22 protein-coding genes are annotated in these 25,480 nt (G+C 69.7%); 11 read left to right on the top strand and 11 right to left on the bottom strand.

Going from position 1 to position 25,480, the window contains the following annotated elements; genetic code table 11:
• Position 1: 1 nt before the first annotated feature.
• The gene (gene gyrB / locus AB0I42_RS07820; protein ID WP_357535171.1) at positions 2–1,945 is read right to left on the bottom strand and encodes a DNA topoisomerase (ATP-hydrolyzing) subunit B; all 1,944 of its coding nucleotides are present in this window, start codon (positions 1,943–1,945) and stop codon (positions 2–4) included.
• A 572-nt stretch (positions 1,946–2,517) separates the two neighbouring features.
• Here gyrB and AB0I42_RS07815 point away from each other — a divergent pair.
• Positions 2,518–3,072, top strand: coding sequence for a hypothetical protein (locus tag AB0I42_RS07815; RefSeq protein ID WP_357535169.1), 555 nt, complete (start codon positions 2,518–2,520; stop codon positions 3,070–3,072).
• A 5-nt stretch (positions 3,073–3,077) separates the two neighbouring features.
• Here AB0I42_RS07815 and AB0I42_RS07810 read toward each other — a convergent pair whose 3' ends face one another.
• The 5 genes from AB0I42_RS07810 to dnaA all read right to left on the bottom strand — a co-directional run bounded on the left by AB0I42_RS07810 (position 3,078) and on the right by dnaA (position 9,564).
• Entirely contained in the window at positions 3,078–3,686 is a 609-nt protein-coding gene (locus AB0I42_RS07810; RefSeq protein WP_357535167.1) for a DciA family protein, read from the bottom strand.
• Positions 3,676–4,809, bottom strand: coding sequence for a DNA replication/repair protein RecF (gene recF, locus AB0I42_RS07805; RefSeq protein ID WP_357535166.1), 1,134 nt, complete (start codon positions 4,807–4,809; stop codon positions 3,676–3,678). The genes AB0I42_RS07810 and recF overlap by 11 nt, the downstream gene beginning before the upstream one ends.
• A gap of 7 nt (positions 4,810–4,816) precedes the next feature.
• Complete coding sequence (gnd, locus tag AB0I42_RS07800; protein ID WP_357535164.1) at positions 4,817–5,689, bottom strand: phosphogluconate dehydrogenase (NAD(+)-dependent, decarboxylating); 873 nt, start codon at positions 5,687–5,689, stop codon at positions 4,817–4,819.
• Positions 5,690–5,718: 29 nt separating this feature from the next.
• Positions 5,719–6,852, bottom strand: a complete 1,134-nt coding sequence (gene dnaN / locus AB0I42_RS07795; protein ID WP_357535162.1) for a DNA polymerase III subunit beta — start codon at positions 6,850–6,852, stop codon at positions 5,719–5,721.
• 867 nt (positions 6,853–7,719) lie between these two features.
• The gene (dnaA, locus tag AB0I42_RS07790; RefSeq protein ID WP_357535265.1) at positions 7,720–9,564 is read right to left on the bottom strand and encodes a chromosomal replication initiator protein DnaA; all 1,845 of its coding nucleotides are present in this window, start codon (positions 9,562–9,564) and stop codon (positions 7,720–7,722) included.
• An 813-nt stretch (positions 9,565–10,377) separates the two neighbouring features.
• On the opposite strand from dnaA, the gene rpmH reads away from it, so the two are divergent.
• From rpmH to AB0I42_RS07745, 9 genes are all read left to right on the top strand, one after another.
• Positions 10,378–10,515, top strand: coding sequence for a 50S ribosomal protein L34 (gene rpmH, locus AB0I42_RS07785; protein ID WP_334529209.1), 138 nt, complete (start codon positions 10,378–10,380; stop codon positions 10,513–10,515).
• 39 nt (positions 10,516–10,554) lie between these two features.
• Positions 10,555–10,980 carry a ribonuclease P protein component gene (rnpA, locus tag AB0I42_RS07780; protein ID WP_357535160.1) on the top strand — a complete coding sequence of 142 codons (426 nt, stop codon included), beginning with the start codon at positions 10,555–10,557 and terminating at the stop codon, positions 10,978–10,980.
• On the top strand, positions 10,977–11,270 hold the full coding sequence (gene yidD / locus AB0I42_RS07775) for a membrane protein insertion efficiency factor YidD (RefSeq protein WP_357535158.1): 294 nt from the start codon (positions 10,977–10,979) through the stop codon (positions 11,268–11,270). The genes rnpA and yidD overlap by 4 nt, the downstream gene beginning before the upstream one ends.
• Positions 11,267–12,316, top strand: coding sequence for a membrane protein insertase YidC (yidC, locus tag AB0I42_RS07770; protein ID WP_357535157.1), 1,050 nt, complete (start codon positions 11,267–11,269; stop codon positions 12,314–12,316). Before yidD ends, yidC begins: the two co-directional genes overlap by 4 nt.
• A 193-nt stretch (positions 12,317–12,509) precedes the next feature.
• Positions 12,510–13,085, top strand: coding sequence for a R3H domain-containing nucleic acid-binding protein (locus tag AB0I42_RS07765; protein ID WP_357535155.1), 576 nt, complete (start codon positions 12,510–12,512; stop codon positions 13,083–13,085).
• 8 nt (positions 13,086–13,093) lie between these two features.
• Entirely contained in the window at positions 13,094–13,930 is an 837-nt protein-coding gene (gene rsmG / locus AB0I42_RS07760) for a 16S rRNA (guanine(527)-N(7))-methyltransferase RsmG (RefSeq protein WP_357535153.1), read from the top strand.
• A 304-nt stretch (positions 13,931–14,234) separates the two neighbouring features.
• A complete protein-coding gene (locus AB0I42_RS07755) occupies positions 14,235–15,578 on the top strand; it encodes an AAA family ATPase (protein WP_357535264.1) in 1,344 nt (447 codons plus the stop codon).
• A 63-nt stretch (positions 15,579–15,641) separates the two neighbouring features.
• Complete coding sequence (locus AB0I42_RS07750) at positions 15,642–16,688, top strand: ParB/RepB/Spo0J family partition protein (RefSeq protein WP_357535152.1); 1,047 nt, start codon at positions 15,642–15,644, stop codon at positions 16,686–16,688.
• A gap of 1,506 nt (positions 16,689–18,194) precedes the next feature.
• Positions 18,195–19,205 carry a hypothetical protein gene (locus tag AB0I42_RS07745; protein WP_357535151.1) on the top strand — a complete coding sequence of 337 codons (1,011 nt, stop codon included), beginning with the start codon at positions 18,195–18,197 and terminating at the stop codon, positions 19,203–19,205.
• A gap of 158 nt (positions 19,206–19,363) precedes the next feature.
• On the opposite strand, the gene AB0I42_RS07740 is transcribed toward AB0I42_RS07745, so the two are convergent.
• Together AB0I42_RS07740 and AB0I42_RS07735 are read right to left on the bottom strand one after the other, a co-directional pair.
• Positions 19,364–20,365, bottom strand: coding sequence for a D-alanine--D-alanine ligase (locus tag AB0I42_RS07740; protein ID WP_357535150.1), 1,002 nt, complete (start codon positions 20,363–20,365; stop codon positions 19,364–19,366).
• A gap of 8 nt (positions 20,366–20,373) precedes the next feature.
• Entirely contained in the window at positions 20,374–21,690 is a 1,317-nt protein-coding gene (locus AB0I42_RS07735) for a PLP-dependent aminotransferase family protein (RefSeq protein ID WP_357535262.1), read from the bottom strand.
• Between the two features lie 331 nt (positions 21,691–22,021).
• Between AB0I42_RS07735 and AB0I42_RS07730 the strand changes: the two genes are divergently transcribed.
• Complete coding sequence (locus AB0I42_RS07730; protein WP_357535148.1) at positions 22,022–22,681, top strand: GNAT family N-acetyltransferase; 660 nt, start codon at positions 22,022–22,024, stop codon at positions 22,679–22,681.
• A gap of 26 nt (positions 22,682–22,707) precedes the next feature.
• Here the strand turns inward: AB0I42_RS07730 and AB0I42_RS07725 are convergent, their stop codons facing one another.
• From AB0I42_RS07725 to trxB, 3 genes are all read right to left on the bottom strand, one after another.
• Entirely contained in the window at positions 22,708–23,868 is a 1,161-nt protein-coding gene (locus AB0I42_RS07725; protein WP_357535147.1) for an N-acetylmuramoyl-L-alanine amidase, read from the bottom strand.
• A gap of 241 nt (positions 23,869–24,109) precedes the next feature.
• Positions 24,110–24,433, bottom strand: a complete 324-nt coding sequence (gene trxA / locus AB0I42_RS07720; protein ID WP_357535146.1) for a thioredoxin — start codon at positions 24,431–24,433, stop codon at positions 24,110–24,112.
• A gap of 42 nt (positions 24,434–24,475) precedes the next feature.
• Complete coding sequence (trxB, locus tag AB0I42_RS07715) at positions 24,476–25,429, bottom strand: thioredoxin-disulfide reductase (protein ID WP_357535145.1); 954 nt, start codon at positions 25,427–25,429, stop codon at positions 24,476–24,478.
• Positions 25,430–25,480 lie beyond the last annotated feature (51 nt).

Below are 25,480 nucleotides of genomic sequence, written 5' to 3'. Positions count from 1 at the left end.
CCTAGATGTCCAGGAACCGCACGTCCTTTGCGTTGCGCTGGATGAAGGAACGGCGAGCTTCGACGTCCTCACCCATCAGAACGCTGAACAACTCGTCGGCGGTCGCCGCGTCGTCGAGAGTGACCTGACGCAGCGTACGCGTCGCCGGGTTCATCGTGGTCTCCCACAGCTCCGGGTAGTTCATCTCACCCAGACCCTTGAACCGCTGGATGTCGTCGGGCCTGGCGTTCGGCTTCTTCTGCTGGCGCAGCGCGATCAGCCCGTCACGCTCCCGGTCGGAGTAGGCGTACTGCGCGTCGTCGCCCTTCTTGTTCCACTTGATCTTGTAGAGCGGCGGGGCGGCCAGGTAGACGTGCCCCAGCTCGACCAGTGGACGCATGAAGCGGAAGAGCAGGGTGAGCAGCAGCGTCTGGATGTGCTGGCCGTCGACGTCGGCATCCGCCATCAGCACGATCTTGTGGTAGCGCAGCTTCTCGATGTCGAAGTCGTCGTGGATGCCGGTGCCGAGCGCGGTGATCAGCGCCTGCACCTCGTTGTTCTTCAGCACCCGGTCGATCCGGGCCTTCTCCACGTTGAGGATCTTGCCGCGGATCGGCAGGATCGCCTGCGTGCGCGGGTCGCGGCCCTGCTTGGCCGAACCACCGGCCGAGTCGCCCTCGACGATGAACACCTCGGACTCACGCGGATCGGTCGACTGGCAGTCGGCGAGCTTGCCCGGCATCGAACCCGACTCCAGCAGCGACTTGCGCCGGGCCAGCTTGCGCGCCTGCTGGGCGGCGATCCGGGCCCGGGAAGCCTGGGTCGCCTTGGTGATGATCTGCTTGACCTCGGCCGGGTTGCGGTCGAACCAGTCGACCAGCCACTCGTTGCAGACCCGCTGCACGAAGCTCTTGACCGGGGTGTTGCCGAGCTTGGTCTTCGTCTGGCCCTCGAACTGGGGGTTGGCCAGCTTCACCGAGATGATCGCGGCGAGCCCCTCGCGGATGTCCTCGCCGGTGAGCTTCTCGTCGCCCTTGAGCAGCTTCTTGTCCGCGCCGTACCGGTTGACCACGGTGGTCAGCGCGGCCCGGAAGCCCTCCTCGTGGGTGCCGCCCTCATGGGTGTTGATGGTGTTGGCGAAGGTGTAGACCGACTCGCCGTACGACTCGTTCCACTGCATGGCGATCTCCACCGCCATGCCTTCCTCTTCCGCCCCGAACTCGATCACGCTCTTGTGGATGGGGCTCTTGGTGTTGTTGAGGTGCCGGACGAAGTCGGCGATGCCGCCCCTGTAGAGGAAGGTCACCTCGCGGGCGTTGCCGTCCTCCTCCTGCACCCGCTCGTCGCGCAGCCGGATGGTCAGCCCACGGTTCAGGAAGGCCATCTCCTGGAGCCGCCGGTAGATCGTCTCGAAGTTGAAGTCGACCGTCTCGAAGACGTCCGGGTCGGGCCAGAACGACACCGAGGAACCGGTCTGGTCGGTGGTCTCGCCCTTCTCCAGCGGCGAGGGCACCGAGTTGGTGTAGTGCTGCCGCCACACGTGGCCGGACTTGTGGATCTCGACGAACATCCGTACGGACAGCGCGTTGACCACCGAGACACCGACGCCGTGCAGACCGCCGGAAACCGCGTACGCCTTGCCGTCGAACTTTCCGCCCGCGTGCAGCACGGTCAGCGCGACCTCGACACCCGGCTTCTTCAGCTTCGGGTGGAGGTCGACCGGGAAGCCACGGCCGTTGTCGACCACGCGCACACCGCCGTCGGCGAGCAGCACCACGTCGATCGTGTCACAGTGACCGGCGAGCGCCTCGTCGACCGCGTTGTCCACGACCTCCCAGACAAGGTGGTGCAGACCACGCTCACCGGTCGACCCGATATACATACCGGGCCGCTTGCGGACCGCCTCCAAGCCCTCCAGCACGGTGATTGAATCGGCGCCGTACTCCTGCTTCTTCTGCGCTGACACCCTCGGCCACTTTCTCGCACCACCCGGGCTGCGGCTCCGGGGACACGGGGTTCGGCGGGCATTACGACGGCAGGCGCGCGGCCGACACCACGATCACGGTCGGGGAACGACGGATCGCCAGAGGGCCGGACACACCGGTCGCCGCGGACTCCCGCGGATCGCGATCGGCTGGGACTCGTGTCGGCAACCCGGGCAGAACAACAGCCCGGGCCGTCGTGTCACGATGTTCCTCGTCTCCAACTGAATCCTACTGTGCCCGGGCGACCAAACGGGTACGCGGCACCCGCGAAGGCGCCTCAGACGTTCATAGCCGGCCGAACCTCTCTGTCCGCGACTCCCCCCACACGCCACGGTGCGATCAAGGCTTCGGTTTCGGACCCGCGCCGGCTCCGGCAACCGCGACACGCGGCGTGCGGGGGTCGCGGAATCGGGTCAGGTGTCGTAATTTGGCGGCGCCGTGCCGGACGGGCGGTTTCGGCCGCCGGCCGGACCGCCCGTATGACGGCCGCGAGCCGGTCGGTGGACCGCCGCGGCCGACCCGACAGGACCGTGACCAGGAGAGGTGGAGCCCGATGGGGCTGGACAACGTCGCCGTACAGTGGCCCCGGACCGGCTCGTTCTACGAACCGGTCGGCCCGGCGGGGTTCCCCGAGTTCGGTGAACTGGTCGACGCGCCACGGATCCCGGCACCGACCGCCACGCTCGCCGGGCACATCGCCAAGACCGGAGCGGTCCACGCCACCCCGTACACCGAACTGGTCGACCTGCTCCTCGGACTGCAGGGTGTGCTGTACGCCACAGACGCCTCCGCCGAGGACGAGGACCCGGTGATCGACCCCGACGGCTGCGCCTGGATCGCCGGCGGCCTGGAGCGGTTCGTCGAGGCGCACCGGGCGTACGGCGACCTGGTCACCTTCGACACCGTCGGGGCGGTGCTCCGGGCGGCCATCTCGGCCGGGCGCCTCCCCGAACAGCAACTGCGGTGGCTCGACGCCCGCCTCGACGGCCTGCGCGACGACACCGGCCAGGTGCCGCAGTGGGGCTTCCCGCACACGGAGCTGGTGGTCCTGACCCGCTTCTACCGCCGCTGCGCCGACCAGGGCTTCGCCGTCTACGCCGACTTCTGACCCGGTCAGCCGTACGTGTCGCGGGGACCACGACCGCGCACCCGGCGCGGCCCGCGTGACCACGACGGCGCCGCCGGGCCGTGGATGTGGAGCTTGCGCACCACGTTGTGGCCGACCTCGGCGGCGATCCGGCGCAGCAGCGAGGCGGCGAGCAGCCGGAGCTGGGTCGCCCACGCGGTCGACTCCGCCTCCACGGTCAGTTCGCCGTCCTCGAGCTTGACCGGCCGGCTGTGCTTGGCCACGTCCGGCCCGACGACCCGTTCCCAGGCCCCGAAGACGGTCGCCTCGGCGGCCGGCTGCTGCCAGCCCCGCGCCTTGACCAGCCGGGCCAGCACGTCACCGAACAACTGCGGGTCGCGCGGATCGGGACCGGGGCCGGAATAGCCCCGCAGCCGCCGTCGCGGCTGGCCGTCGCTCCCGTCACCGCCGTCCCGGTCCCGGTCGCCGCCGGTACGTCGACGGGGGCGGGCGGCCTCCCGTCGGGCCTTGGCGGCGTCGAGCACCGCGCGGGCCAGTTCCGGGCCGCTGGGTTGCGCCGCCTCGCCGCCCGCACCCGCGCCCGCCGGCGGGTCGGCGGGTCGGGCCGGCGGCTTGCGTCCGGAGTCAGCCGGCACGGGCCACCGCGCCCTCGGTCACCGTGAACCGGGCACCGCGCAACGCCTCCGGTACGTCTTCGGCGACGGCGCAGGTGACCAGCATCTGGGTAGCGGAGCCGACCAGTTCGGCGAGCCGCTCCCGCCGGCCGCTGTCCAGCTCGGCGAAGACGTCGTCGAGCACGAGTACCGGCTCGATCCCGTCGGCCCGGAGAAGGTCGTACGCGGCCAGGCGCAGCGCGAGCGCGTACGACCAGGATTCACCGTGGCTGGCGTAGCCCTTGGCGGGCATCGGGCCGAGCGTCAGTGCGAGGTCGTCGCGGTGCGGGCCGACCAGCGTCATGCCCCGGTCGACCTCCGACTGCCGGGCGGCAGCCAGCGCTGCGGCGAGCCCCGCCTCCAGCTCGGCCCGGGCCGGGGCGGTCTCGGCGGCCTCGAGCGTGGAGCGGTAGGTGATACCGGCCGCCCCCCGACCGGCCGCGACGGCGTCGTACGCCTTGGTCACGTGCGGGGCCAGCGCGGCGACCAGGGCAAGCCGGCCGGCCAGCAACTCGGCGCCGTGCCGGGCCAGGTGGGCATCCCACACGTCGAGTGTCGAGAGGTCACCGCCTCGGGTGCCGCCGGTCTTGCGGGCCAGGTAGGCGCTGCGCAGCAGGGCGTTGCGCTGCTTGACGACCCGTTCGTAGTCGGCCCGTACGCCCGCGAAGCGGGGCAGCCGGGCGACCAGCAGGTCGTCGAGGTAGCTCCGCCGTTCGGCCGGATCGCCCCGGACCAGTTCGAGGTCCTCTGGTGCGAACAGCACCAGCCGGAGCGCGCCGAGAATGTCCCTCGACCGGCGTACGGGTGACCGGCCCAGCCGGGCCCGGTTGGCCTTGCCCGGCACGATCTCCAGCTCGACGAGCAGTTCACGGCCGCCGTGCACGATCTCGCAGCGGATCACCGCCGCGCCGGCCCCCATCCGGACCAGTGGGGCGTCGGTGGCGACCCGGTGGCTGCCCAGGGTCGCCACGTAACCCAACGCCTCGACGAGGTTCGTCTTGCCGACCCCGTTCGGGCCGACGAGCACGCTGACCCCCGGCTCGAGGTCGACCACGACCCGCTCGTACGAGCGGAAGTCGACCAGTTCGAGCCGGCGGACATGCATGCGTCGGTCAGTTCTTGTGGATCGCGTGACCGCCGAACTGCTGGCGCAGCGCGGCGATCGCCTTCATCGCGGGCGAGTCGTCCTGCCGGGAGGCGAACCGGGCGAACAGCGAGGCGGCGATGACGTTCATCGGCACCGCCAGCCGGATCGCCTCCTCGACCGTCCACCGGCCCTCGCCGGTGTCGTCGGCGTAGCCGCGCAGGCTGGCCAGCTCCGGGTCCTCCTCGAGCGCGATGTCGAGCAGGTCGAGGAGCCAGGAACGCACGACGGTGCCCTCCCGCCACGACTTGAACACGCCGGGGACGTTGGTCACCAGTTCCGACTTGCACAGCAGCTCGTAGCCCTCGGCGTACGCGTGCATGAGCCCGTACTCGATGCCGTTGTGCACCATCTTGGCGTAGTGGCCGGCGCCGACCGGACCGGCGTGGACAAAGCCGAACTCGCCCGCCGGCTTCAGCGACTCGAAGATCGGCATGAGCCGTTCGACGTGCTCCTCGGAGCCGCCGACCATGAGGGCGTAGCCGTTCTCCCGGCCCCAGACCCCACCGGAGACTCCGACGTCGATGTAGCCGACCCCGACCGCGTTCAGCCGCTCGGACCGCGGCAGGTCGTCGCTGTAGCGCGAGTTGCCGCCATCGATGATGATGTCGCCCTCGGAGAGCAGCGCGGCCAGTTCGTCGACGGTCTGCTCGGTGACGCTGGCCGGCACCATGATCCAGACTGCGCGGGGCGTGGCCAGCTTCTCCACCATTTCGGCGAGGCTGGCGACGTCGGCCAGGTCGGGGTTGGGGTCGTAGCCGACAACCTCGTGACCAGCCGTGCGCAGACGCTCGCGCATGTTGCCGCCCATCCGGCCGAGACCAACGAGGCCAAGCTGCATTTTGTGCCTTTCCTTCCGGTTCAGCGCGATCAGCGGGTGACGCGGATCGGCATGATCAGGTAGCGGTAGCCCTCGATGATCTCGCCGTCCTCGGTGGCGGGCGAGATCACGGCCGACTTGAACGCGTCGACGAACGAGAGCACCGCGTGGGGCGACCCGAGGTTCTGCAACCCGTCGATCAGGTATTGCGGGTTGAAGCCGATGGTCAGCGGTTCGCCGGTGAAGGTCGCGTCCATCGCCTCGCTCGCCCGCGCCTCCTCGGTGCCGCCGGCCTCGACGACCAGGCCGTCGGAGCTGAAGCTCAGCAGAACCGGGGTGGTGCGCTCGGCGACCAGGGCGACCCGGCGGACCACCTCGACGAGGGCGGCCACGAGCACCCTGGCCTCGGCGTTGTGCGAGCTGGGGAAGAGCGATCGCACCGGCGGATAGTTGGCCCCGTCGAGAAGCCGGCTGGTGGTACGCCGGGTACCGCCGGCAAACCCGATCATGCCCTCGCCGGCCGATCCCTGGGCGAGGGCGACGGTCACCTCACCACCGAGCGGGCCGAGCGTCTTGGCGGTGTCGGCGAGGGTACGGGCCGGCACGAGCGCGTTGATGCTGATGTCGGGGTCGTCGGGACGCCACTGCATCTCGCGCAGCGCGAGCCGGTAGCGGTCGGTGGCGAGCATGGCCAGCGTCGAACCGTTGAGCTCGACCCGGATGCCGGTCATCATCGGCAGCGTCTCGTCACGTCCAGCGGCAATGGCGACCTGGGCGACGGCGGCGGCGAACGCGGCGGCGTCGACGCTGCCGGTGCTGGCCGGCATGTCCGGCAGCGCCGGGTAGTCCTCGACGGGCATCGTCGGCAGTGTGAACCGCGCGCTGCCACAGACGAGTTCCAGATGTGCTCCGACCGCGGCGATGTCGACCGGCTTGGCGGGCAGCGCCTTGGTGATCTCGGCGAGCAGCCGACCGGAGACCAGGGCGGCACCGTCGGCGTCCCCCTGCACGTCGACGGTCACCTGGCTCGACACCTCGTAGTCGAACCCGGACACGTGAAGGAGTCCGTCGGTCACCCGCAGCATCACTCCGGCGAGAACCGGGACGGACGGCCGGCTGGGCAGGCTCTTGGCCGTCCACGCCACGGCGTCGGCGAGCGCGTCACGCTCGACTCTGAACTTCATGCCATGCCTCCGGGTCGACTGATGGACAAAGGTAGCTGCTGCCGCCAGTGGCTGCTGCCGGCAACGGTCCCGCTATCGGCAACGACGGGTTGCTCGCAGCGGCTCCGCTGTCGGCGGCTGTCCGGCCACCGGCGGTGGTGGTGTCGGCGGTCGTGCTGTCGGGGTGCGGCCGGCGCACGTGGGTCCCCACCGAACCTTAAGGCGACGACCCACACGGCGTACGCCCGCCCCCGGTGCTTCGTCCGTTCGGATGTCTCTCGATGGGCCGGCCGTCGGCCGGTCCACAGAATCCACAACGGTGATGATTGGGTTTTGATCTCTATTAGAAAAATCTCTCATCGTCTTCATCGGTGTTGTGGATTCTGTGGAGAACTAGAGTTTCCCCAGCTCAGTCCCGTTATCCACCGGTGGGTTGCCTGGGGATAACCAGGGTTCAAACTGGCCGTTTCATCCACAGGCCCCGGCTGTTGCCCGGTTGTCCACAACTGCTCACCGGCAATCCACAGGGTTTCCACAAGGTTTTTCCCCAAGGGTGTGGATCGTCGAGTGAAGATCGGGATTAGTTTTCCCCAGATCCTTCAACAGGTTTCCCACAGCCCGCCCTGGCCTGTGGGTAAGTTGCTCACCCTCCGTGTACGTCCACAGTCGTTTCCACAGGAGTTATCCACAGGTTGTGGGTAAGTGGCTGCTGGTCGTCGTCGCGTTGTCCACCGTCGTGGATAACGACCTGTGGACAGTGTGGACAACCGGTGGACAAGAAGCGCCCCGTCCACAGCTGGGACGGGGCGCTTCGGGGCTCGGACTCCGCCGACGGCGGTTATCCACACCTGGATCAGTAACTGATCCACTACCAGGGGTTACCTGTTGTCAGGAGTTCTGCTTGATCCGGTTGGTCAGCTCGGCGATCTGGTTGTAGAGCAGCCGGCGTTCGGCCATCTGTTGCCGGATCTTGCGGTCGGCGTGCATGACCGTGGTGTGGTCGCGGCCGCCGAACGCCTGGCCGATCCGGGGCAGCGACAGCTCGGTCAGCTCCCGGCACAGATACATGGCGACCTGACGGGCGTTGACCAGCACCCGGGAGCGGGAGTGCCCACGCAGGTCCTCCAGGCTCACCCCGAAGTAGTCGGCGGTCGCCGCCATGATCTGGTCGGCGGTGATCTCCGGACCCTGACCGTCGGGGATGAAGTCGCGCAGCACCTCTTCGGCCAGGGCCAGTTCGACCGCGGTGTGGGTCAGGCTGGCGAACGCCGTCACCCGGATCAGCGCGCCCTCGAGTTCACGGATCGAGTTCGACACCCGGGAGGCGATGAACTCCAGGACGTCCGGTGGGGCGTACAGCCGCTCCTGGGCCGCCTTCTTCTGCAGGATCGCGATACGGGTCTCCAGGTCGGGCGGCTGGATGTCGGCCAGCAGCCCCCATTCGAACCGGGTACGCATCCGGTCCTCCAGCGTCGCCAACTGCCGCGGCGACCGGTCGGACGTGATCACGATCTGCTTGTTGGCGTTGTGCAGGGTGTTGAAGGTGTGGAAGAACTCCTCCTGCGTCCGTTCGCGGTTCTCCAGGAACTGGATGTCGTCGATCAGGAGGATGTCGACGTCGCGGTAGCGCCGCTGGAAGGCGCTGGTCTTGTCGTCGCGCAGCGAGTTGATGAAGTCGTTGGTGAATTCCTCGGTGGAGACGTACCGCACCGACCGGGCGTTGCCGAGGGTCTGCGCGTAGTGGCCGATGGCGTGGAGCAGGTGTGTCTTGCCCAGCCCCGAACTGCCGTAGATGAACAGCGGGTTGTACGCCTTGGCCGGCGATTCGGAGACGGCGACCGAGGCTGCGTGCGCGAACCGGTTCGACGAGCCGATGACGAACGTCTCGAACATGTACTTCGGGTTGAGCCGGTTGCCGCCGCTGTCGGGCGTGGCGCCCGGGCGGCGGTCGTCGCGGCCCGGCAGCCGCAGGTCGGCGTCGCGGTTCTGGGCGCGGCCAGGACCGCTGTCGGTCCCGATGCCCAGATTGCGGATGGTCGGCTCGTCGATACGCAGCCCGGCCGCTTCGCCGCGGTAGGTGCGCTCCGGCGGGTCGGGCCGGGCGTCGCGCCGCTCGTGGTGCGGGGCGGGCGGCCCGGACAGGTGTGGAGCCGCGGGCGGCGGCCCGGGCTCCACGTACGGCTGCGGGTACGGCGCCGCGAACAGCGCGTCCTGTGTGCCGCCGCGGTCGGGGCCGGTGCCGGTCGGCGGCTTGGCGTGCTGGTCGGCGTCCGGCCGGCCGGACGCGGCGGGATGGTGGCCCGACCCGGCACCGGGGTGCTGCGCCGAACCGTTCGGCGGCATCGGCAACTCGACGTGGGGTGGCGGCCGGTCGACCTGCTCGGTCGGGAAGCGCGCGAGGACGGGCTGCACCGGGAAGGAGGCACTGTCCGGCACCGTGGCGCTGCCGTAGACCGTCCCGTTGGTGCGCGGTTGACCGTCTTCGGGGGCCCGTACGGTGACGGCAACCTGGATCGACCGGCCGAGCCGGCGGGACAGGGCCTCGGTGATGGCGGGCCGCAGACGCGACTCGATGACATCCCGGGTGAAGGCGTCGGGTACGGCGAGCAGGGCGGTGTCCTCGACGATGGCGCGCAGCCGGGTCATGCGGAGATACGCACGCTGCTGGGCTGAGACGATCTCGTCGGCGAGTTCGTCGGTAGCAGCAGTCCAGACCGCGGCAAGGTCGACCATGTCGGTCACCGTCGCGCCACCCCCATCGCATCTGAGTACCGGCTGCCGCTGGTCTGTGGACCTGGCCGCCCGGTGTTGGTCGGCCACCAGGCACGATGTCGTGCGGTGATTCGACCGTTGGACCCGTTGTCCACAAGTTATCCACAGCCTGTGTACCGACCGATTGTGGCTTCCCGGGTGGCGCCTGTCAGGCCCGGATGGTGCCGGATCCACCGCTGATACGGCTTCACCGTGCCGAACGATCGACCACCTCGCCCAGTTTTGCCCCCATCTGCGGCAATCCCTGGCCCCCCGAGCATGCCGACCGGCAATCGGGCACGCTAACAGCGTTGTCCACAACCCTTCAACCGCCGTCCACACCCGGGCGTTGGCGCCATCAGTGAAAACCGCCCCGGGGCGGAGCCGCTGGTCCGCCCGTCCGCACCCCGGCGTGGCGCCGGGGTGGACGTTTGACGGTGGTTGTGGCCGTGCGTAGGCTGGAGCGGCTGTGCCGTCGCCCTCCTGATAGGGTGGCGGTTGCTTGTTGAGCGACGTTCCTTGCTTAAGCAACGTTCCTTGCTTAAGCGACGTTGCTTGCTGAGCGACGTTGCTTGTTCGAGCGGCCTCGTGTGCGAGGTGGGCTCGGGGGAAGAAACAGCTCGGCAAAACAGGAAGACCCGGACGGAAGCAGGAAGACCCGGACCCCGATCCGAACTTTGAGATCAAGGGATTGGGCGGGGCAGTCCAGCGGCCGGCAAGCGGTAGCACCGACGCCAGACATGACACGAACTCGGACGGGTCGCCGTCCGCGCGCACGAAGACGGAGAGCCTGACGTGAGCAAGCGCACCTACCAGCCGAACAACCGCCGGCGCGCGAAGACCCACGGCTTCCGGCTGCGCATGCGCACCCGGGCCGGCCGCGCGATCCTCGCCACCCGCCGTTCGAAGGGCCGCGCCCGCCTGTCAGCCTGAGGGCTGGCAGTCCCGGTCCGGAAGATGTAGTAGGCAGTCGTGCTGGCGACCTCGCATCGACTGCGGCACAGCAGAGAGTTTGCCGCAGCGATGCGCGCCGGGCGGCGGGCCAACCGCGGCTCGGTGGTCGTTCACCTCGATCTCGGCCGCGAGACAGACAGGCCCGGACCACTAGCAGTCACGAAGCCGGCACGCGACGCCGGGGTGGAGAGCGGATCTCCCCCGTCGCGTGCCGGCTTCGTCGTGTCCAAGGCGGTCGGTGGGGCGGTCGTACGCAATCTTGTCCGGCGCCGGCTCCGCCATCTGGTCCGGGAGCGGATCGACACCCTGCCGGCCGGGTCGACTCTCGTGGTGCGGGCGCTGCCGAGCGCGGCCGAGGTGCCGTACGGCCGGCTCGCGGCAGACCTCGACGCGGCGCTGACCGCCGCGCGGACGCCCCGACGAGCCTCCCGGACGCGCCGATGAGCGGCGACCACGACGCCCCGCGACGGATGACACTCGGCGCCCGAATGCTGGCAGGACCCGTCATCGCGTACCGTCGTTGGATAAGCCCGGCGCTGCCGGCCCGCTGTCGGTTCTACCCGTCGTGCAGCGCCTACGCCCTCCAGGCGGTGGAGCGACACGGTGCGCTACGGGGATTTCTGCTGGCGGTCCGGCGGCTGTTGCGCTGCCACCCCTTCCACCCCGGTGGGTATGACCCGGTGCCGGAGCCGGGCAGCCGCCGTCGTGCTGATGTGACTGGAGCCCCGAATTGAGTCTCGACTGGATCTACTGGGCGATCTCGTGGATCCTGCTGCTTTGGCATTCCGCGTGGGACGCGATCGGGGTGCCGGCGACGATGGTCCTGGGCACGAACTGGTCCTGGATCCTTGCCATCGTGTTCCTGGTGGTCACCGTACGGGTGATCCTCTTCCCGGTCTTCGTCAAGCAGATCAAATCGCAGCGGGCGATGCAGGCGCTCCAGCCCAAGGTCAAGGAGCTGCAGGAGAAGCACAAGGGTGACCGGGAGTCGCTCCAGCAGGAGATGATGGAGCTCTACCGGAAGGAAAAGGCCAACCCGCTCATGGGCTGCCTTCCGATGTTCCTCCAGATCCCGGTGTTCCTCGGCCTCTTCCACGTGCTCCGCCGGCTCAGCCCGGACAACCAGGGCAAGACGCTGTACGGCTGGAGCGCCGACCAGTTCGACAGCGCGGCCAGTGCGACGCTGTTCACCGCGCCGATCTCCGGCAAGTTCGGTTCGACCGCCGAGGAACTGGCCCGGATGGGTGCCGACGGCACCACGGTCAAGATCATGGCCGGTGTGCTGGTCTGCATCATGATCGCCACCACCTACCTGACCAGCCGGCAGATGATCCTCAAGACCGGCTGGGCCGAAGACCCGCAGCAGCGGATGATCCAGCGCCTGATGCTCTACGGCATCCCCGCTTCGCTGCTGATTTCCGGCGCGATCTTCCCCATCGGTGTGATCATCTACTGGGTGACGAACAACCTCTTCACGCTCGGCCAGCAGCAGTGGGTGCTGCGTAAGTTCCCGCCGCTGGTGACCGCCACCGGCAAGGCCGGAACGGGTAAGCCGGGTGCGGGCAAGCCGGGCACCGGCAAGGCCAACCTGAGCAAGCCGGGCACCGGCAAGGCCGGGGCCGGCCAGCCCGCGAAGCCCGCCGGCCTTTTCGGCCGTGGCAAGGCCAACGGCACGCAGCCGGAGGCGAAGCCGGCGGTCGACACCAAGGCACTGGCCCCCAAGCCGGGTGCCAAGCCGGTCAACCCGAAGAAGGGGCGGCCCGCGAAACGCCAGGGTTGAAGCTGACCGAACGTCGGGCCGGCAGCCCTCGCTGCCGGCCCAGGGTCCCGGGCCGGGACCCGACTTCGAGGCGCTCCCCTGGCACCGAGCACCACGCCCCCACGTAGACGTGCCGTGACCGTCGGCGATCTTCGCCGGTCACGGAAACCAGCCGGCCGTGACTGGTCCGGCCGACCGAGTACGGAGATGACACGTGACCGACACCAGCACTCCCCGCACCGAGGTTTCAGAAGAGCAGGCCGAGTCGGCCGTGGCCCAGACCGAAGGCACCAGCGACGCCGGTGCCGAGGAGTCCAAGGCCACGAGTGACGCCGAGCTCTTCCGGCAGAGCGAGATCGCCGCGGACTATGTCGAAGGGCTCCTGGACATCCTCGACTACGACGGCGACATCGACGAGCTGGTGTCCGGCGGGCGGCCGATGGTCGAGGTGGTCGGCGACCGGCTCCAGCCGCTGGTCGGTCAGCGCGGTGCCACCGTCGAAGCCCTTCAGGAACTGACCCGTCTCGCGGTGTTCCGGCAGACCGGCACGCCGAGTCGCCTGCTGCTCGACGTCGGCGGATACCGGGCCAGCCGGCGCAAGGAGTTGGCCGCGGTCGCACGCAACGCCGTGGAGAAGGTCAAGGAGTACGGCGAAGACGTACGCCTCGAGCCGATGTCCGCCTTCGAGCGCAAGTGCGTCCACGACGTGGTCAACGCACTCGCCGGCGTGCAGAGCGAGTCGGAGGGTGTCGAGCCCAACCGCCGGATCATCGTCCGTCCCGCGGACTGAAAGCTGATATGACGAACGACCCAGCGGCACCAGCCGCGTCCGGCCCGGGCGGCGTCACGCCGCCCGGGCCGTATCAGTCGGTGCCGTCGGCCGGGCGGCCCCCGCGCCCGTCCACGGGCAGTCCGGTACCCCTTCCCGACGATCTCGTCGAGGCGGCGAAGACGCTCTTCGGTGATCGGCTTCCCCTCGCCGCCGCCTACGCGGAACTGCTGGCGACCGAGGGGGTCGTACGTGGCCTGATCGGGCCGCGGGAGGCCCCCCGCATCTGGGACCGGCACCTGCTCAACTGCGCCGCCGTCGCGGAGATGATTCCGACCGGCGCGCGCGTGGTCGACGTCGGCTCGGGTGCCGGCCTGCCCGGTCTCGTGCTCGCGGTGGCCCGACCAGACCTCTCCGTCGTCCTGGTCGAGCCGCTCGCCCGACGTACCGCCTTTCTCGACGAAGCGGTGGACAGACTCGGGCTCGACGGAACGGTGACGGTGCAGCGGGGCCGGGCCGAGGAGCTCGCCGACGCGGACTTCTCCCCTGCCGACGTCGTCACCGCACGAGCGGTCGCACCCCTCGACCGGCTTGCGGGCTGGTGTCTGCCCCTGGCAGCCGTCGGTGGCCGGTTGGTCGCGTTGAAGGGCAGCTCCGCACCGGACGAGGTGGCTGAGCATCGGGACGCGGTCGACCGGCTGGGCGGCGGCGCACCGGTCGTACGGCACTGCGGAGTCGGTCTCGTCGACCCGCCGACGACCGTGGTGGAGATCGTCCGAGAGCGCGAGATCAAGTCGGCACGGCGTACGGCTGCCCGGCCCGGTTCGGGTGCCAACGCCGGCCGGAAGCGGGCCCGCCGAGGCTGAGACGCCACCTGCGGCGTGTGGTGTGACCGGTCTGACCCTGGGGCAAGAAACCAGGCGTTTGTGGGCGATTTCCGGGCTTTTGACCTCCCACTACCGGGTGCCGGACGGCGTCACGTGGCGGACACCCGTGGCCACGACTACCCATTCGGCCGTAGGCTGGCCGCGCGTCGATAGTGCGGACCGCGCGGTGGAGGGCGACGTGTCAACGCCTCCGCCGCTTCTTGCCGGGCCGCACACTTCGCCCGAAAGCGCGGACGAGAGCGCTGGCGGTGCCGACCCATCCGAACCGGACAGGGATGACACGGTGCATGACAACGGTAGGTACGACGATCACAGACGTAGCGGTCATGGCTCCGCCGGCCCGACTGTTTCACGTGAAACAGGCCACGACGGTTGGTCGAGTGACGGTCGCCTCCATCCAACAGTTCAGGCGTTCTCCGACGGAATTCGCGAGGCGTTGACCGAGGAGCGCTCCGTTCCCCAGCCCCGCGGCGGCGCACTTGCCGACCCTTTCGCCGTTCCGCATCCGGTCGACGGACCGGCCTTGCCGGCGGACGACCGTATCGGGGATGCCCGAGCCGGCGTTATGGACGCGCCGGCTCGTCACCCGGCACCGACGCCCCGCCCCCACTCGTCCGCCGGCGCGGCGCCTGCCCCCCAAATGTTGAATCCGCCGGTTGAGGCCGACACGCCGACGACCGCGCCCCGACCATTCACCGAGGAACCCGTGGCCGACGCGTACGTTTCACGTGAAACCCAGTCACGCGAAGAGGATGATCCACCGTTGGCTATGGAGGCATTGCGCGCCGTGCAGATCCTGAACCCGAGCGGCGAGGTGACCATGCCCCGCCCGGACCGGCCACGGATCATGTGCGTCGCGAATCAGAAGGGTGGCGTGGGTAAGACCACGACGACCGTAAACCTGGCCGTGGCGCTCGCGCTGCACGGCAACCGGGTACTCGTGGTGGATCTGGATCCGCAGGGCAACGCCTCGACGGGTCTGAACGTGCCGCACCACGCGGGCATCTCCGACGTGTACGACTGCCTGATCGACAACGTGCCCCTGGCCGAGGTTGCCCAGCAGGTCGAGGGCATCCCCAACCTGTGGTGCGTGCCGGCCACGATCGACCTCGCCGGTGCGGAGATCGAGCTGGTGTCGGTCGTCGCCCGCGAATCGCGGCTCGCGAGAGCTATCGCCGGCCACCCGGAGCCGTTCGACTACGTCTTCATCGACTGCCCGCCCTCGCTCGGGCTCCTGACGGTCAACGCGCTCGTCGCGGCGCAGGAGGTGCTGATCCCCATCCAGTGCGAGTACTACGCGCTCGAAGGGCTCAACCAACTGATCAACAACATCAACCTGGTGCGCCAGCACCTCAACCCGAACCTCGACGTGTCGACCATCATCCTGACCATGTATGACCGCCGTACCCGCCTTGCGGACGCGGTCGAGCAGGATGTCCGCAACCACTTCGGCGACAAGGTGCTGCAGACCGTCATTCCCCGAAACGTGCGGGTGTCGGAGGCTCCGAGTTACGGCCAGTCGGTCATGACTTACGATCCCGGATCGCGGGGCGCAACGAGCTACTTCGAGGCGGCTCTGGAGATCGCGGAACGCGGGGTCGACAAGGTCGCCGGCCACAATGCCTAGACCGGGTACGACGAACCCCTCGGCCGAAATTGGTTGGCCGGACAACTCGGTGGGAGGCGTGGCATGAAAAACCGTCCGCGAGGCGGGCTGGGGCGAGGGCTTGGAGCCCTGATTCCGACCGCTCCGCCGCCGACAGCGTCGGTGGCCACCGTCGAGCCGCCGGTAGCCGAGCCGGAGCAGACGACCGCGCCTTCGACCTCGACCGCGCCGCAGAGCGCCGAACCGCCGGCCACTCCCCCGGCACCGGCCCCGCCGGTTGCCGACCCGACCCCGGAGCTTGCGCCGGTGCCGGGTGCCCGGTTCGCCGAAATCCCGGTCGGGTCGATCGAACCCAACCCCAAGCAGCCGCGCCAGATCTTCGACGAAGAGGCTTTGGAGGAGCTGACGACCTCGATCCAGGAAGTCGGTTTCCTGCAGCCCATCGTCGTACGGGAACTCGCTTCGGACCGCTACGAGCTGGTCATGGGCGAGCGTCGCTGGCGGGCAGCGCAGGCCGTCGGGCACGAGACGATTCCGGCCATCGTCCGGGAAACCAAGGACGACGCGATGCTTCGCGACGCCCTTCTGGAGAACATCCACCGCGCGAACCTCAACCCGCTTGAAGAGGCTGCCGCCTATCAGCAACTGCTCGAAGAGTTCGGCGCGACCCACGACGAGTTGGCCCGCCGCATCGGGCGCAGTCGACCGCAGATCTCGAACACGATCAGGCTGCTGAACCTGCCGCCCCAGGTGCAGCTCCGGGTTGCGGCCGGGGTGCTGTCGGCCGGGCACGCCCGCGCGCTGCTCGGTCTCGATGACGCCGACGCCCAGGACAACCTGGCCCGGCGGATCGTGGCGGAAGAACTGTCGGTACGGGCGACCGAGGAACTGGTCAAGATTGCTCTTGCTGAGGGGCCCCAGCAGAAGGCTCCTGCTCCCCGGCGACCTAAGCCGCACGCGCCGGCCCTGACCGATCTGGCCGACCGGCTTTCCGACCGGTTCGACACCCGGGTAAAGGTCGACATCGGGCGCAGCAAGGGCAAGATCACGATTGAGTTCGCCACGGTCGACGATCTCGAACGGATCGTGGGCATCATCGGCATGGACGGCGAGGGGCAGCCGGAGAGCTGACGTCGCCGCCGTAGCGATGGCCGCCGCCCGCCTGGGTGGCGGCCATTGTCGTTTTCGGGGTTGATGCCTGGCGCTCCGTTTCACGTGAAACGGGGGCGGCGATGCTCGAAACGAGGGCTGTGATGCTCAGGGGCGGGGCATGACCATCGCAGCGCGTTGGTTCGAAGGTCAGGTGAGGCGTACTGCCCTGCGGGCCGGGCGGGGCCCGTCTCGACGTTCGAAGCGGCGACCATGGCCAGGGAGTGACTGGAGCACTGGCGGAGAGGTCGTATGGGGCCAGTGCGGTCCCGCGCCCGATTCTCGGTTGGGCCGTAGCTGGCTGACCGGTGGAGGCGAGGGCCCCTTGCTCTACTCCTGCTGGTGCCCGTGCTCGTCCGTGATGCCCCCGGGCTCCCTTCTCCGGTCACCTGCCTGGCGCTTCCCTGTCTCGGGCGCCTTGTCTCGGCGGCTTGGTCTTGCCGGCTTGGTCTGGCGGCTTGGTCTCGGGCGGTACGGGCACAGAGGCGTGGTCACAGCGAGCTCGCCTTGGCAACCCAGCCGGGCGGCCCGCTACCGACCTGGTCGAGGCCCGGGTCGTGCGTGCGCGCCGCACGAGCGCGGAGCACACCGGAGCACACCGGAGCGCAGACGGCGCGATGCGGTGGTAACCGATCCGCGCTCAGCGCCCCGCACCAGGCGCCGTCCCGGGTATCGCTGAGGCCGACTCACCGGTCGATTCTGCGAGTGATGCCGGGACCGAGATTGATCCGAACCCGCCGACTCCTTGATCGACAGACCAGCATTGGCAACCGATGCCGTTGCCCTCGCCCACCTTGGCTTTTCGGACGAGCCAGGGCAACCGTCTCCGCTTTGCTCCCGGTAGTGATCGACGTGTCGACAGCGATTGACGCACCTCGCAGCGGTCGACGCCTAGAGGGGGCCTTCTGGCAACGACCCGACCGATGACCGTCCGTCCCGCCAGACGTCTCCTCGTTCCACGTGAAACAGGAAGTCCGAGCCGCACCCGGCGAGCCAGAGCGGATTCCCGGAGCGAGGCGAGGCCGTCGCTCGCCAGGGGCGGCCGCCTGTGGATAACTCCCCCGTCTCCGGCGATGGCAGCCCGGGCCCGACCGCCCGACAGACGTCCGGACCAACCGTCGACCGATCCACCAGACAGCTCTCTTCAACTTGCGACCGGGAACCCGAACCTCGGCTGACACCGTTTCCCCGCCTCATTTTTCGGTCCGTCCGCCCCGGTGGAAACCACGCCGAAGAAGCCTCTGGCGGTCGGCGGTGACGGATGCGTACCCGCCTCACAGCGGCCCGAAAGTTATCCACAGAAGTTATCCACAGGGTGGCCTGTTTCACGTGAAACCGCGTGTAGACCGGTGGATGAGCCTGTGGATTACGGGCGCCAACCCACTCCGTGACCGTCGGTACGGATCGACTCCGGTGCCTCGCGGAAGTCCGGACGCTCGCCCGAAACGGGGAAGGACAGTCATCGACAACTCGGTTAGGGTCAGCGTCGTGTCCGACACCCCCGCCCCGGTTCCAGACTTCACCAGGTGGCCTTCCTTTCCGTTCGAAGGCGAACTCCGCGTCAAGGCCCTCGACGATCCGGTCGACGTCGAGCCGGCGCGAAAGGGCGAGGGCTCGCGAGAATGCACCGCCTGTAACGCGCCCGACGAGGCGTACATCTGGGTGAGCGAACGGTGGCGAGTCCGGGCAATGGATCGTCCGACCGGCCTGCCGATGGTGCTCATTCTCGAATCCCGTTCACACCTGGATCTGGGCGACCTGCCCAACCTGCTTGCCGCCGAGTTGGGTGTGATGACGGTCCGCCTGGAGCGGGCGATCCGGTCACTCGACGGTGTCGCCCGGGTGCACGTCAACCGATGGGGTGACGGCTCCGCTCACCTGCACCTGTGGTTCCTGGCCCGCCCGCAGGGCCGGCTGCAGTTGCGCGGCACGTTCCTCTCCCTCTGGGACGCCATCCTGCCGCCGATTCCCGAGGGCCAATGGCGGGAGAACCTGGCCCTGGTGGCCGCGTGGCTTGCCGAGTTCGGTGGCCGGCCGCTCGCCGAGCCGCCGCGTATCCAGTGGCTGGCACCGTCCAGCCTTACCCAGCAGGCGTCGGCCGCCGAAGCCTCGACCAACGGCACCGAGCCCGACGGGACCGAGCCTGACGGCACCGAGCCCGACGGGACCGAGCCCGACAAGAGTGGGGCCGACCGAGCCGAGTCCGACCGGGTCGCGGCCGACGGAGCACGGGGCGCCGGCACCGCAAGCGACAACCCGGCTGGCCCGCCGGCCGCGACGTCCATCAAGCCACCGACCGCGGAGACGGCAGCCGAAAAGCCGACGAGTCACGAGCCGCAACTCGAGAAGGCGCCAACCGAAGACCGGGCCGGGGAACCGGTGACGACGGGCTCGGCCGGCACGGCCAGCCGTGCCGGCCTGAGCGAGGCCGGAGACGACGGAGAAGACCCGATCGAGCCCGCCGGCCCGGGCGCACCCGCCCAGCCGATCAATCGCTGACGAACCCGGCGGGGCTACCACCGCCGAGAGCGGCGTCGAGCCGCCAACGGCAGCCGCCGCCGGGAGCGGCGTCCAGCCGCCAAGGACAGCCACCGCCGGGAGTAGAACCGAGCCGCCGGGGGCAGCCACCGCCGGGAGCGGAGCAGCCGTACGAGATGTCAGGCCGGCCGGGCCGCGGCCCGGGACACCAGGGTCGCCAGCAGTTTGCCGAAGTCGAGTCCGGCCGCCTGCACGGCCAGCGGCAGGAGCGAGGTCTCGGTCATCCCCGGCGATACGTTGACCTCGAGTACGTGCGGCTGGCCGTCCCCGTCGACGATCATGTCGACGCGGGACAGGTCGCGTAGCCCGAGGGCGGTGTGCGCGGCCAGCGCGGTTTCCGCCACCCGTACGGCGACCGCGTCGTCGAGCCGGGCCGGGGCGTGCCAGGTGGTCAGCCCGGCGGTGTAGCGGGCCGCGTAGTCGTAGACACCGTTGCGGGGCACGATCTCCACGGCGGGCAGTGCCTGCGGTCCGGCGCCGAGGTCGACGACCGAGACCGCGACGTCCATGCCGGCGACGTACCGCTCGACCAGCGCCGTCGAGTCGTACGCGAAACAGCCGACCATCGCGGCCGGCAGCGCGCTGGCCTCGCGTACGACGGCGGCACCGAGACCCGAACCGCCCTGGGCCGGCTTGACCATCAGCGGCAGCCCGAGCCGGCCGGCGATCCGGTCGAGGACGGCAACGGCGCCCAGTTCGGAGAACCGGTCGTGCGGCAGGGCCACCCAGTCCGGGGTCGGGATGGCGGCCTCGCGCAGCACCGCCTTCGCGGACGGCTTGTCCCAGGCGAGGCGGGAGGCGCGGGCGTCGCAGCCGACGTACGGGACGTCGCACAGGTCGAGTACGCCGCGCAGGGAGCCGTCCTCGCCGGTGGCTCCGTGCAGCGCGATCACCACGGCGTCCGGCGGGTCGGCCTGCAGGGCCGGCAGCAGCGTCACGTCGGCGTCGCGCAGCTCGGCGTCGATGCCGACCGACCGCAGTGCGTCGAGCACCCGTCGGCCGGATTTCAGCGACACGTCCCGCTCGTACGACAGCCCACCGGCGAGCACCAGCACGTGCAGGTCGGAGAGCGTGGTGGTGGAGATGTTGCCCGGAGCGGCGTCGGCAGAGTGCGTACCCATGCCGGAGATCATGCCAAGTCGGGACCCGGCGTATCCGCCCCGGCCTGCCCACGGCGGCGGATCGGGTTGCCGCTCACCGTGCCGAAGACCTGTCGCATCGCCATCTCCTGCTCCATCACGCCGGCCAGCCGGCGCACGCCCTCGCGGATCCGCTCCGGCGGGGGGAAGGAGAAGTTGAGCCGCATGTTGCCGCCGCCGGACCCGTCGGCGTAGAAGCCGGTGCCGGGCACGTATGCGACCCGGGCCGCGATGGCCCGCGGCATCATCGCCTTGGCGTCGAGCCCTTCGGGCAGGCTGGCCCACACGAACAGGCCGCCCTCGGGCCGGGTCCAGGTGGTGCCGGCCGGCATCAGGTCGGTGAGCGCGTCCAGCAGCGCGTCGCGGCGCTCCCGGTAGACCTCGCGGTAGGTCTTGAGCTGCTCGCGCCACGGCATCGTCGACAGGTAGGTGGTGACGGTGGCCTGCGCGAACGCGCTCGGGCACAGGATCTGCGCCTCGCTGGCGATGACGAGCTTGTCGCGTACGGCGTGCGGGGCCAGGATCCAGCCGACCCGCAGGCCCGGCGCGAACGTCTTGGAGAACGTGCTCAGGTAGAAGACGCCGTCCCGGCGCCGGGCCCGCAGCGGCGCGGGCGCCTCGCCGTCGAAACCGAGCTGCCCGTACGGGTCGTCCTCGACCACCAGCAGGCCGGCCCGTTCGCAGATGTCGAGCACCCGTTCGCGGCGTTCTTCGGTGAGGGTGACGCCGGCCGGGTTCTGGTAGGTCGGGATCGTGTAGAGGAACTTCGCCCGGCGGCCGGCGCGGGCCTGCTCGGCGATGGCGGCCTCGAGCGCCTCGGGGATCAGCCCGTCGGCGTCCATGGGCACGTGGCAGACCTGAGCCTGGGCAGCCTGGAAGACGCCGAGCGCCCCGACGTAGGTGGGGCCTTCGGCGAGCACCACGTCGCCGGGGTCGAGGAAGAGCCGGGCCACGAGGTCGAGTGCCTGCTGGCCGCCGACGGTCACCACGACGTCCTCGGGCGAGGCGCCGCACCGGCCGTCGATGCCGGACAGCGCCATCACCTCGCAGATGCGTTCGCGCAGTTCGAGGGTGCCCTGGCCGATGCCGTACTGGAGGGTCGAGACACCGTGCTCGGAGCCGAGCCGGCCGAGCATCTCGCCGACGGCGTCCAGCGGGAGCGCGGCGATGTACGGGGCGCCGCCGGCGAGCGACACGACCTCCGGACGGCTGGCCACGGCGAACAGCGCCCGGATCTCCGATGCCGTCATGCCCCGCACCCGGCGGGCGTAGCGGTCGGTGTAGTCGTCGAGCGTCGTGCCGGTCATGCGCCGGTCGACTCCCTCGCGTCGCTCGGTCACGCGGCTACCTCCGCTTCGCTTCGCGCGCGCCGCCGAACCTTCGAATACGGCGCTGGTCCGTCGATGGTAGTCCGGCGAAGGGTGAGATGGCCTCGCCTTACCGGGCCTGTCCAGATGCCGGACCGGTCCCCGGCACCGGGTGGGATGGCGGCCGGAGCCGCGACACCGATATGGGCGAGTCCCCCCGACGTCTCCCCCGGCGCGAGGTTCCGGCGTACGATCCGTCGTTGGGAGCAGGAGGTGGCCAGGTTTCCCTGGCTGCGTGGTTTCGCTACTCGACCGCATTGAGGATTGGCCAATGTCGCGCCGTCTGGTGAGTCTCACCCTCGACACACTCGAAGATCTGCCCAGTTCGTGCCGGCAGTGCGTCTTCTGGGAACTCGATCCGGTGGCGGCCGAGCGTGCGTGCGCCAACGGTGATCCCGGCCTCGACAAGGAGGCGTGGGTTTCCCAGACGCTGCTCGAGTGGGGATCATGCGGCAAGCTCGCCTACGTCGACGGCATGCCGGCGGGGTTCGTCATGTACGCCCCACCGGCCTACGTCCCCCGGTCGATGGCGTTCCCGACCTCACCGGTGTCGGCTGACGCCGCGCTGCTGACGACCGCGCACGTGGTGGCCGCGTTCGCCGGCGGCGGCCTGGGCCGGATGCTGGTGCAGGGGGTGGCGCGCGATCTCACCAAGCGGGGGGTCAAGGCGATCGAGGCGTTCGGCGACGCCAAGTTCGGCGACGCGGGCGAGCCCGGCGACAGCTGTCTGGCCCCGGTCGACTTCTTCCTGTCGGTCGGCTTCAAGACCGTACGTCCGCATCCCCGGTTTCCGCGCCTGCGGCTGGAGTTGCGTACGGCGCTGTCGTGGAAGTCGGATGTCGAATACGCGCTGGAGAAGCTGCTCGGGTCGATGAGCCCGGAGGCGTTGCTGCGTCCGGTGCGCCCGGCGACCCGTTCGACGACGGGCTGAAGCGACGACGGGCTGAGTCGCGGCCGTCAGGCCCGGGCGCCGGCCGCGACCATCGCCCGCAGCTCGCGTACGTCGATCGAACCGGTCGGCACGTCCTGGTCGACCGGGTAGTACATCCGCTGTACGGCGGCCACGACCGCCTCGACCACCTGGTCGCGAAACAGCGGGTTGGTCAGCCGTTCGCGGTCCCGGGCCGAGGTCAGGTAGCCGACTTCGACGCGTACGGCCGGCATCCGGGTCAGCCGCAGCAGCTCCCACGTCTTGGCATGGGTCTGGCAGTCGCGCAGCCCGGTACGCATGACGATCTCCCGCTGGACCAGGCCGGCCAGCCGCTCCCCCACCGTCGACGTGACGCCGTTGTCGGTGCCGTAGTGGTAGGTGGCGACGCCGTCGGCCTCGGGGTTGGCGTGCCCGTCGATGTGCAGGGAGATGAACAGGTCGCCGCCGAGTTCGTTGGCCAGGTGGGCGCGGGCGAGATCGGTGAGCTGGGCCGTCGGTGCCGGTCCCCGGGTGAGGTGGACCCGCATCCCGGCCGCGGCGAGCCGGCCTTCGAGGCGGGCCGCGAGGTCGTACGCCAGCTCGGCCTCGGACCAGCGCAGCGTTCCGTCGGGTACGACGAAGCCGGGGTCGGGGCCGCCGTGTCCCGGGTCGATGATGATCATCTTGCCGACCAGGTCGGGCCCGGACTGCTGGAACGCGTCGGATTCGCGCAGCCACTGCGGCCGCCCACCGATGACCTTGCGGCCGAGCCGGCGTAGCGCGTTCATGGTGTGCGGTCCGCAGGCGCCGTCGGAGGTGACTCCGACCTCGCGCTGGAACTGGGCCACCGACCGGGCCGTGCGGGCACCGTAGACGCCGTCGGCGCGTCCGACGTCGTACCCCATCTCCAGCATCCGTTCCTGGAGGGTGCGTACGTCCTCACCGACCAGCGGGTCGGGAATCGCCTGGTAGAGCGTACGGGCCCCGAGCCGCCAGCGGGCGGCGTCGAGCGCGCGCCACGTCTCGGCGCCGACCTGGCCGTCGACGCTGAGCCCGCGTAGCTGCTGGAAGGTGCGTACGGCGTGCTCGGTCGCCGCCTCGAACTCGTCGCTGTCGTCGCGTCTGGCCACGAGCAGGTCGAGTCCGGCGAGAATCGTGCAGATTTCCCGGACCGCCGGGCCACGGTCCCCACGTCGGATCGGACGCACGTGCAACCTCCCTCGGAGCGCGCTGGGCGCGTGGACCAGCACGGATCAGCTCAACCGGTCAGCCGCGAGGCCCGCCCGACGTGGCCGCTGACCTGGGCGGGAACGCTTCCGGAGCCTACCGTGGGCCCGGTTGCCGCCGGACCCGGTTGGCGTTATGCGGCCGTGGCCTACGCCGCGAAACGGATCCCTGACGCAGAACCGCCCCGCATCCTGAGACGCGGGGCGGTCGGGAGACGTTGCGTCAGAGCGCCGACTCGATCAGCTTGACCAGGTCGCCCTTCGGGCGGGCACCGGCGACGGACTGCACCGGCTGGCCCCCCTTGAAGACGGTCAGCGTCGGCACCGACATGACCCGGTAGGCGCGCGCCGTCTCCGGGTTCTCGTCGATGTTGAGCTTGACGATGGTGACCTTGTCGCCCATCTCGTTCGCGATCTCTTCGAGCAGCGGCGAGACCTTACGGCACGGGGCGCACCACTCGGCCCAGAAGTCCACCAGGACCGGCTTGTCGGACTGGAGCACGTCGCTTACGAAGTTGGCGTCGGTGACAGCCTTGGTTGTTCCCACTAAACCCTCCTCAGGGCACCCGCGCTGGGTGGTATCCGGATCTCAGACTTCCAACGTCGCGATGAAGCGCTCGGCGTCCAGGGCCGCGGCGCAACCGGTGCCGGCGGCGGTGATCGCCTGCCGGTAGGTGTGGTCGACCAGGTCACCGGCGGCGAACACGCCCGGCACGCTCGTGTGGGTGCTCGGCGCGGCCACCTTCACGTAACCCTCGTCGTCCATCTCGACCTGGCCGCGGAAGAGTTCGCTACGCGGGTCGTGGCCGATGGCGACGAAGACGCCCGTGACGTCGAGCGTCTTCTGCTCGCCGGTGTGCGTGTTGAGCAGGCGTACGCCGCTGACCTTGCCGTCCTCGCCGAGGATCTCCTCGACGATGCTGTTCCACTCGACCCGGATCTTCTCGTTGCCCAGCGCCCGGTCCGCCATGATCTTGCTGGCCCGGAACTCGTCGCGGCGGTGCACGATCGTCACCGACTCCGCGAACCGGGTCAGGAACGTCGCCTCCTCCATCGCCGAGTCGCCGCCGCCGACGACGACGATCTGCTGACCGCGGAAGAAGAAGCCGTCACACGTGGCACACGACGAGACGCCGTGGCCGAGGTATTCCTGCTCCCCCGGCACGCCCAGCGGGCGCCACGCGGAACCCGTCGACAGGATGACCGCCTTGGCGCGGTAGGCGGTCTCGCCGACGTACACCGTGCTCGTGGCATCGGAGCCGACCGCGCCGGTGTCGACGAGTTCGACCCGGGTCACGTCGTCGGTGAGGAACTCGGCGCCGAACCGCTCGGCCTGCTTGCGCATCGAGTCCATCAGCTCCGGCCCCATGATCCCGTCGGGGAAGCCGGGGAAGTTTTCCACCTCGGTGGTGGTCATGAGCGCGCCACCGGACTGGACACCCTCGATGACGAGCGGCTTGAGATTGGCGCGGGCAGCGTAGACCGCCGCGGTGTAGCCGGCGGGCCCCGAGCCGATGATGATCAGGTTACGGACCTCGTCCACTGCCAACTCCTGGAGATGTCTATGCGGTCGGCGCCGGTCGGCACCGGGCCG

This window comes from Polymorphospora sp. NPDC050346 (genome assembly GCF_040655695.1).
Taxonomy (GTDB): domain Bacteria; phylum Actinomycetota; class Actinomycetes; order Mycobacteriales; family Micromonosporaceae; genus Polymorphospora; species Polymorphospora lycopeni.
This window is presented reverse-complemented; position numbering and strand designations above follow the sequence as displayed.